The following is a 9,118-nucleotide window of genomic DNA, read 5'->3' as shown; positions in this document are numbered from 1 at the left end:
ATGCCGGTGGAGCCCGAGGTGTACATGATGTAGGCCGCGCGGCTGGCGTCTGCCATGCGCGGCGGCGCCTGGTCCGGATAGCCATCGAGCACGAGCTGATCGAGTTCGACCCGCCGCGCCGCGTTGAGCAATGGTTGGTCGCTATGGGTCAGCAGCACCCGCGCCTGGCTGTCACTGACCATGAACGCCTGGCGCTCCAGCGGCGCGTTGCCGTCCAGCGGCACGAACACCGCGGCGCACTTGCTCACCGCCAACTGCGCCGCCAGCAGGTCGAACGAGCGCGGCAGCAGCAACGCCACCCGCTCACCCGCCTGCACACCCAGTTCGACCAGGTGCTGCGCCAGGCGATTGGCCTGGGTCTCGAGCTCGGCGTAGCTCCAGCGCCGTTCGCCCTGCAGCACCGCCAGCGCCGCTGGCGTGCGCACGGCGTGGGCCTCGAACAGCCGATGCAAGGGTTGCTCGCGTGGATAATCGCGAGCAGTGCCGTTGAAACCGCGCAGCACCCTGTCGTGCTCGGCTGCGGGCAGGCCATGCAGGCTGTGCAACGCGCGCTCGGGCGTCTGCTCCAGCGCCGTCACCAGGCGTACCAGGGCCATCTGCAACAGTTGGCAGACCTGCTCGCCATCGACCGGCGCCACGCTCTGCACGGTCAACCTGAAATCGCTGCCATAGTCGTCGACGCTGACTACCAGCGGGTAGCTGCTGTGCTCCTGCGCGCTCAGCAGTTCGATACCCTGCCAACTCGGTCCCTGCGGCGACTGGCCGGCACTTTGGCGGAAATTCAGCAAACTGGTGAACAACGCCCGCGCCGAGGGCACCCCACTGCAGCGCTGGGCCAGGGCCAGCGAGGCCTGCTCGCGCTCAAGCAAGCGTGCCAGGCGCTGATGGGTCAGGCGCACGCCTTGCACCGCGCTGGCACTGCCGACGCTCACCCGCAGCGGCAGGGTGTTGATGAACATGCCCAGCGCCCGGTCAGCGCCTTCGCCGCCTTGCAGGCGGCCCAACAGCACGGTGCCGAACACCACCTCCTCACGCCCGGACAACTGCGCCAGCACCTGGCCCCACGCCTGGTGAAACAGGCTGGCGACGCTCAAGCCCAATGCCCGTGCCTGCTCGCGCAGCCGCAGGGCCAGGGCCGGCGCCAGCGCCAGGCGGGTATCGCGTACCGGCCGCTGGTCGACACTGGCCTCGCGCAGGCCGTACACCTCGGTCGGCTCGTCGATATCACCCAGCAGTTCGCGGAACATCGCCTCGTCGGCCTGGCTATCGGCGCCAAGGCGCGCCTGGGCCACGTAGTTGCGATAGGGGATGCTCGGCGCCAGCTCGGCCTGGCCCTGGAGCAAGGCCCCGACTTCGGCCACCAGTTGCTCCACCGCCGTGTGATCGAGCAGGACATGATGCAGCAGCAAGGTTGCCTGCAAACGGCCGTCCACCACCTCGCGGCTCAAGCGCAGCAACGGCGCGCGGCCCAGGTCCAGGCGCGGCACCGCCAATGCCGGGCTCAGGCTCAGCGGGGCCTGGCGCCAGACCACCTGTACCGGCGCCTCCAGACCCTGCCAGTGCAGGCTGGTACGCAGGATGTCGTGGCGCGCGATCACCTGGTTCAGCGCCGCGACGAAGGCGTCCAGTTGCCCTTGCCCGGCGAAGGCGAAGCGAGCCTGCACCACATAGGGGTCGGCGCCCGTGCTGGCCAGGTGATGGTAGAGGATGCCCTGCTGCAACGGAGCCAGGGCATAGATATCCTGGATATTGGCCACGCCGCCAGGAATCTGCGCCACAACCTGGTCGATGCCGGCCTGGTCGATGCTGGCCAGGGGCAACAGTTGCGGGGTGATCCGCATGCAACCGGCGTCGATACGATTGGCCGGCACCTCGATGCGTGCCTGGCCGGCGACGCTGGCGGCCAGCGCGGCCAGGGTCGGTTGGCCGAACAGCACGCGCACATCGGCGTGCAGGTCCTGTCGGCGCATCCGTTCCACCAGGCGCACCGCCAGCAACGAATGGCCGCCGAGTTCGAAGAAGTTGTCGTCCCGGCCCACCCGCTCGACCCCCAGCAGCTCGGCCCAGATCGTCGCCAGGCATTGCTCGACCTCCCCCTGCGGGGCCTGGTACTGGCGCAGCGGCGCCTCGGGCGCCGGCAGGGCCTTGCGGTCGACCTTGCCGTTGGCGGTCAGCGGCATCGCCGCCAGGTGGATGAACAGCGCCGGCACCATGTACTCCGGTAACTGGCCGAGCAAGGCCTCGCGCAGTTGCTCGGCGGTGTGCGCCGCGCCACTGTAATAAGCCACCAGTTGCGGCCCGCTGTGGGCATGCTCATGCACCCGCACCAGCGCCTCGCGCACACCGGGGACACGGTCCAGGGCCGCCTCGATCTCGCCCGGTTCGATGCGCAGGCCGCGCAGCTTGATCTGATGGTCGTTGCGCCCCAGGAACTCCAGCACGCCGTCGGCGCGCTGGCGCACCAGGTCGCCGCTGCGGTACAGACGTTCGCCGGCCACGAACGGGCTGGCGATGAAACGCTCGGCCTGCTGCTCGGGCAGCCCCAGGTAACCCCGGGCCACGCCGGCGCCGCCGATATGCAGGTGCCCGGCCACCCCCCACGGCAGCGGCTGGTCGGCGCTGTCGAGCACATACAAGCGGGTGTGGGCGATCGGCCGGCCAATCGGCAAGGCAGCGCTGGGCAGCGGCGCCTGTGGCTCCAGGGTCCAGGACGTGCAGTCGACCGTGGTCTCGGTGGGGCCGTAGACGTTGTGCAGGCGCACCTGTGGCAGGCGCTCGCGTACCAGCCGCGCCAGCGCCTCGGTAAGCTCGCCGCCGCCGCAGACGATATCGCTGAGGCTCTCGCAGCAAGCGCTGTCGGGTTCATCGAGAAACTGCTGCAACAGCGCCGGCACGAACTGCACCACGCTGACCTGGCGCTGGCGGATCAGCTCGATCAGGTAACCCGGTTCGCGCTGGCCGTCCGGCCGCGCCAGCACCAGGCGCAAGCCGGTGCACAGTGGCCAGAACAGCTCCCACACCGAGGCGTCGAAGCTCACCGGGGTCTTGTGCAGCAGCGCGCCCTGGGGGTTGGCGGCGATCAACTGGTCGCTCCAGTGCACCAGGTTGACCACGTTGCGGTGCTCCACCATCACGCCCTTGGGCTGGCCGGTGGAGCCGGAGGTGTAGATCACGTACGCCAGGTGCTGCGCAGTCAACCCAGGCACCACGGGGTTGCTCGATGGCAGCGAGGCCCAGGTCGGTTGGTCGAGATCGATCGTCGGCGCAGCCCCCTGGCCCACCCGGTCACGCGTGGCGCCCTGCACCAGCACCGCCAACGGCGCGCTGTCGACGAGCATGTGGCGGATCCGCTCGGGCGGATAGCTGGGGTCGAGCGGCACATAGGCGCCACCGGCCTTGAGGATCGCCAACAGGCCCACCAGCAGAGCCGATCCCCGCTCGACGCAGATCCCGACGCGCAGGTCGGGGCCGACGCCCAGGGCGATCAGGTGATGGGCCAGGCGGTTGGCCTGTTCGTTGAGCGCGCGATAGCTCAGTTCACCGTCCTCGCCCTGCACCGCGATGGCCGTGGGGCGCGCGGCGGCCTGCTGTTCGAACAAGCCATGCAGCGGCAGATCGGGCGCCGGCGCCGCGACGCTGGCGTTGTAGTCGACCAGCAACTGCTGGCGCTCCTGCGCGGGCAGCACCGACAGCTGCAACAGCGGGCGCCCGGGCTCACGCTCCAGGGCATCGGCCAGCTCGCCGAACACCTGCAGCAACTGCCCGCACAGGCGCTCGGCGCCCCAGGCGGCCAGGGCCTGGACGGTCAGGAGCAGGTCTTCGCCCAGGTCATCGACCGCCACCGCCAGCGGGTAGTTGGTACGCTCCTCGGCACCGACCACATCGATACCCGGCGCCACGGCGATTACCTCGGCGGCGTCGGCGGCGCCGCTGTGACGGTAGTTGAGCATGCTGTTGAACAGCGGTGCCGGTGCCGCCACGGCGCTGCAACGCTGGGCCAGGGCCAACGGTGCCTGTTCGTGGTCGAGCAGCGCGGTGAGCTGACGATGGGTGGCCAGCAGGGCATCGCGCACACCCTGCCCGGCCAAATCGACGCGCAATGGCAAGGTGTTGATGAACATGCCCAGTGCCTGTTCGCCACCAAGGCCCGCAGCCATGCGCCCGAGCAGCACGCTGCCGAACACCACCGTGTCGCGCCCGGACAGCGCCCCGAGCAACCGCGCCAAGCCCAGGTGCATGACGCTCGCCGGGCTCGCCCCCAACTGCCTGGCCTGGGCGCGCAGGCGCAGGCTGAGGGCCGTGGGCAAGGTCAGCCGGGCCTCCTGCACGGCTTGGCCGGCCAGTTGCGCCACACCGAAGGCCAGGGTCGGCTCGTCGATATCCGCCAGCATGGCGCGGAAGAACGCCTCATGGGCCTGCTCGTCGCGGGCCAGCGCGGTCCTGGCCAGCAGGTCGCGGAACGGTACCGCGGCAGGCAGGCGCTCACCCTCGCCGGCCAGGCGCGCGTGGATCTCGCGGCGGACGATGTCCAGGCCGGTGTGGTCCATGACCGTATGGTGGAACAGCAACAGGGCCACCACCTCGCCGTTTTCGCCTCGGGCATCGACCAGGCGCAGCAACGGCGCCTGGCGCAGGTCCATGCGGTAGTGGGCGCTGTCGAAGCGTGCGCACAGCTGGTGCAGCGGCGCTTCGCCCGCCGCCAGCTGGAGGCTTTCACGGGCCAGCGGGGCCTGGCGCCAGACCACCTGGCGCGGGGCATCGAGCAGTTCCCAGGCCATCGCCGTGCGCAGGATGTCGTGGCGCTGGATCACCCAGTCCAGGGCCTCGGCGAAGGCCTCCAGGTGCGCCGCGCTGGCGAAGCGCAGCTGCGCCTGGAGCACGTAGGGGTCGCCGGCGCGGGCGCTCAGGTGGTGGTAAAGCATGCCCTCCTGCAGCGGCGCCAGCGGGTAGATGTCCTGCAGGTTGCTCACCCCGCCCGGCACACTGGCCACGATCCGGTCGATGGCGGCCTGGTCGAGCTCGGCCAGCGGCAGCATCTCGGGGGTAGCGCGCAGCGCCGGGCTCAGCCAGTCGTCGCCGTGGTTCGCGAGCATCTCCAACAGGGCCGGCTTGTGGGCGGCCAGGGCATCCCACAGGGCATCGTCGAGGGCATCATCGGCGCCGTCGACCAGCAGGTCGGCCTCCTCGCGCTGGAGTCGGATCGCACGGGTGGAGAGCGCTGCCATGAGTTCGCTGAAGAGCATCGGTAAGCATCCTGCTTTTGCCAATCGGAAATGCTCGGAACGCTAATGGATTGGGCGACAGGCGGCTGACATGGGAAGGGGGGACAAAGAATTTGCGGGCCAATCAGGGCTGGGAGGTGTACGCCGCCACGGGGGCGGCGCCTATCAGATCGAGCGCTGAAAAAAGCCCACCGCGGCCTCCAGCACCCAGCACGGCTGCTGGCGATGCGGCACATGCCCGCCGCCCTCCAAGACCTGCACCTGTACCGCCCCCGCCGCCAGCTCGGCTAGGCGCTGGGGATGCGCCAGGCTACCGAACTCATCCTGATCACCGTGCAGGCTCAACAAAGGGCAACGCAGCTGCGCCAGAACCTGATCGAGGTTCCAATTGGCAAAATCCGCTGAGAGCCAGGTGTCGATCCAGGCCCGCAGCACCCACTCGGCCTTGTCGCCGTGGTAACGCTGCAAACGCTGCAACTGCCCCGGCGCGGCGAACTGCTGCTCGGCGGCGCGAATCCCGGCCAGGGTGCGCGCCTCGACGAATGCCTGGGCCGACTCGGTAATCACCCCCCGGCAGCGTTCGGCATGGGTGGCGGCGCAGGCCATGGCCATGCCGCCACCGACACTGTGACCGAACACGATGAACGGGCCGATCGCCCTCTGCGCCAGCAGCGCGGCGAAACCCTCGCTGGCCTCGGCTTCGACGAAGCCAGGGCGCAGGTCGCCGGGATGGGCATCCGAGCGGCCGAATCCAAGGCGGTCATAGGCGATGACCGGGTGCCCGCTGGCCTGGGCCAGTTGCTCGGGGAAGTCACGCCACAGCGCCACGCAACCTAGCGAGTCATGCATCAGGATGATGGGGACAGCCTGAGCCGCGGCGGGGATCCAGGTCTGCGCGTAAAGACGCCCTTGCGGGGTTTCGAGCCAGTGGTCTTGCACGGTGACAGCGGTCATGCGGGCTCCTGCGGCGGGTTCCGGTCGAGGCAGGCATGTTAACGGTTGAAGGTGGCCATGGGCAGGGAGCGGCACGCTCCTGCCACGACTCAATTCCTCTTCACGCCTCGGCAGCCCCCTTCAGCTCGAGCCGATTGCCGTCAGGATCAATGCAGTACAGCGACAATCCCTCGCCGTCGGCGCCATAACGCGGCTGCGCCGCCTGCACCTCGACCCCGGCGTCCTGCAACATCCGGCGCAACGCCAGCTCATCAAACGGCGCGATCCGCAGGCAGAAATGATCGAGGTTGTGCCCCGAGGTTCCAGGGCCCGGTCCGCCTTGCTGGCCCAGCGGCCCATCGACCGCCACCAGGTCGATCAGGCTGTTGCCCGCCGCCAGGTGGATCATCCCCAGGGTTTCCCGCCGCCTGCGTATCGGGCAGCCCAGCAGGTCGTGATAGAAACTCAAGCTGCGCTCCAGGTCGGCAACCCGCAACACGATATGGTCGATATGCAGAATCTCGAAAGCAGGCATGCTGGCGCTCCTCGAGCAGACGTTGCCTAGACCATAGCAGCCTCCTACTGCCCACGCAGATCCTCGAAGAACGCCTGGCGCCCCTGCACCTGGCTCGAGGCGCGCGGTTGCGCCGCGGCCTCGGCGCTGGGCTTCTCGACATGCCAGTAGCAATGCTTCACCGCCCGAGTCACCGCCACATAGGCCAGGCGCTGCACCTCTTCCTTCTGCGCCGTGTCGAAGGCCTGGGCATCGCCGGGCTTGCCCAGGCCGGCCAGTCGATACACCTGGTTCTTGTAAGGTGAGCTGGTCAGGTACTGGCAGTCGCCGAGCATGAACACGGCGTCGGCCTGCAGGCCCTTGGCGCTGTGATAGGTCAGCTGGCGCAAGCGGCGCTGGCTGGCCGGCAAGCTAGAATCAGCTTTAACGACATCAACTAAATACTTTTCAATCAATGACTTATCGCTTGTTTTTCGAAACAACATCATCACTGATTCGCCCTGCTGGTAATGCTCGATCAGGGTCTGGGCCAGCGCCGCCTCGTCGCGCTCGAACACCTTCACCGGCGATAACGGCAGCTCGGCCGCCAGGCCGCTGGCGCGGGCCTTCTTGCCGCTGATGGCCGCAGCGCCTTTGACCAGGTGTTCGGCGGCATCGATGATGTGCTGCTGGCTGCGGTAATTCTCCACCAGCATCACCCGGGTGTTGGCGGGCGATGGGAAGGCCTTGGTGAACTCCATGAAGTACTTCGGTGAACTGCCGCGCCAGCCGTAGATCGACTGCCAGTCGTCGCCCACGCACATCAACGAGGAATGCTGCGCCAGCCGACCGTTGTGCATGGCCGGGCCGCGCCGGCGGATCTCTGCAAGGCAGGCGCGCAGCCAACTGACGATCTGTGGCGAGACGTCCTGGAACTCGTCGATCATCAGGTGCGCCAACGGGCGCAGCAATGGGTCGGGTAGCAACGCCAGGTTTTCCGGGTTGTTCTCGCCGAACAGGGCGAACATGCGGTTATAGGTCATCACCGGCGGCGACTGGGCCAGCAGGTGCGCCTCGAAGGCTTTCCAATACAGGGCCAGGGCCTCGAAGAAGGCCGCGTCGCTGTCACCAGACGGGAAGCTCATGGCGGCCACCGCGGTGTTGACGTCCAGGCCAAGGTTCTCGATAAAGCCCGCGGCGCTGACGAATGCATCGAGCAGCGGCGCCGGGGCCAGCTCGCCCTTGACCTTGTACTCAAAGCCAGGGCCGGCAACGGCATCCCCCGCCAGGGACGCGGCCAGGCGCTTGGCTGCCGTATAGTTATCTAGCCATATCAATGGTTTATCGCAGAAAGCTTGAAATAGAGTGCGCTTTACCGCCCACTCCGCACGCACCGCCAGCTTGGCCCCGGGGCGCTGGTACTGGCCGCTTTCGCTGGGGTCGAAGCCCAACACCACCCAGGCATCCAGCCCTTCCAGGCGCCCATGCACATGGAAACGGCTGCCGCGGATCTGCACGGTCTCGCGGCACGGTTCGATGCCCTTGATCGGCCAGGCACCGGCGGCGAACCAGAGGTCCTCGATCACATCGCACAGTTCCTCGTCGCGCTGCGCCGCCAGCTGGGTGACCTGCGCGCGTTTCTGCACATCCGGGTGCTCCGGGTCCAGTGGCTTGAGCAGCAGCGCCTCCTGGCGCAAGCTGCCGACCAGCTCGGCGAAACGTGGGCTGTCGGCCAGCAAGTCGCGGTAGCACAGGTTCAGTTGCTGGCGCTGGGCGTCGTTCAGGCGCAAGTCGAAGGGATTGCCCTCGGCATTGGCTTCGGCCCCGGCGGGCAGCTCGTTGCCCAGGGTCTCGAAGGCGCGCACCTGGGCAAAGCCCGGCAGGCTGCGCACCAGCGGCAGGATGCGCGAGTGGAAGGTACGCACCAGCTCGCGCCCCTGGGCCGGCGACAAGGCTACCTGCCACAGGCCGAACACCTGCAGCAGGCGCTGGATGAAGTCCTTGCGCGACTCGCGGGTGAAGGTCACCACGGTCAGGGCGTCGAGCTCGAAGCCCAGGTAGTGGCGCAGCAGCAGGATACGCAGCACCAGCGAAGTCGACTTGCCGGCCCCGGCCCCGGCCACCACACAGGTGGAAGGCGTGTCGCTGAAGATCAGCTTCCACTGCGCGGCACTCGGTTGGGCGTCCGCCGGCAGGCGCTGGGCCACGTCAGCCTTGAAGCGCTTTTTCAGCTCGGCGCTTAGCGGCAGACGCCAGTCATCGAACAGCTTGTCGTCCTGGCCTGGCGCCGCGGCATGCTCCGGACGGGTGTCGCGGATGATCAATACCTGGCGCCCAGCCTCGTAACCCTCCACCCGACCACGCTCGTACCCTTCGCGCAGCCCATCGGCATGGCCACTGCGCTGGCCGCTGGCATGCCCTAGGAACCAGGAGTCACGGTGCTGCGCCTGCAGGCGGCTCAAGCCACGGC

At 68.3% G+C, this 9,118-nt stretch carries 4 protein-coding genes; all 4 read right to left on the bottom strand.

All coding sequences use genetic code 11. From position 1 onward, the window contains the following. The coding region (locus E3U47_RS24540) for a non-ribosomal peptide synthetase (protein WP_134694158.1) at positions 1-5,243 on the bottom strand (5,243 nt) is incomplete at its 3' end. A 144-nt stretch (positions 5,244-5,387) separates the two neighbouring features. Beyond that, entirely contained in the window at positions 5,388-6,176 is a 789-nt protein-coding gene (locus E3U47_RS24535; protein ID WP_134694157.1) for an alpha/beta fold hydrolase, read from the bottom strand. A gap of 100 nt (positions 6,177-6,276) precedes the next feature. Next, entirely contained in the window at positions 6,277-6,690 is a 414-nt protein-coding gene (locus tag E3U47_RS24530; RefSeq protein ID WP_134694156.1) for a VOC family protein, read from the bottom strand. Positions 6,691-6,734: 44 nt separating this feature from the next. Next, positions 6,735-9,118, bottom strand: a 2,384-nt coding sequence (locus E3U47_RS24525; protein WP_134694155.1) for a UvrD-helicase domain-containing protein, incomplete at its 5' end; no start/stop codon positions are given.

Origin of the sequence: Pseudomonas sp. RIT623, assembly GCF_004519305.1 — a bacterium.
GTDB lineage: Bacteria > Pseudomonadota > Gammaproteobacteria > Pseudomonadales > Pseudomonadaceae > Aquipseudomonas.
The sequence above is the reverse complement of the archived record's forward strand: the minus strand, read 5'-3'. Positions and strand labels throughout refer to the sequence as shown.

Excerpts from the sequence above, each read along its gene's own strand:
- E3U47_RS24535 (WP_134694157.1), bottom strand. The coding sequence starts at position 6,176 with ATGACCGCTGTCACCGTGCAAGACCACTGGCTCGAAACCCCGCAAGGG.
- E3U47_RS24530 (WP_134694156.1), bottom strand. The coding sequence starts at position 6,690 with ATGCCTGCTTTCGAGATTCTGCATATCGACCATATCGTGTTGCGGGTT.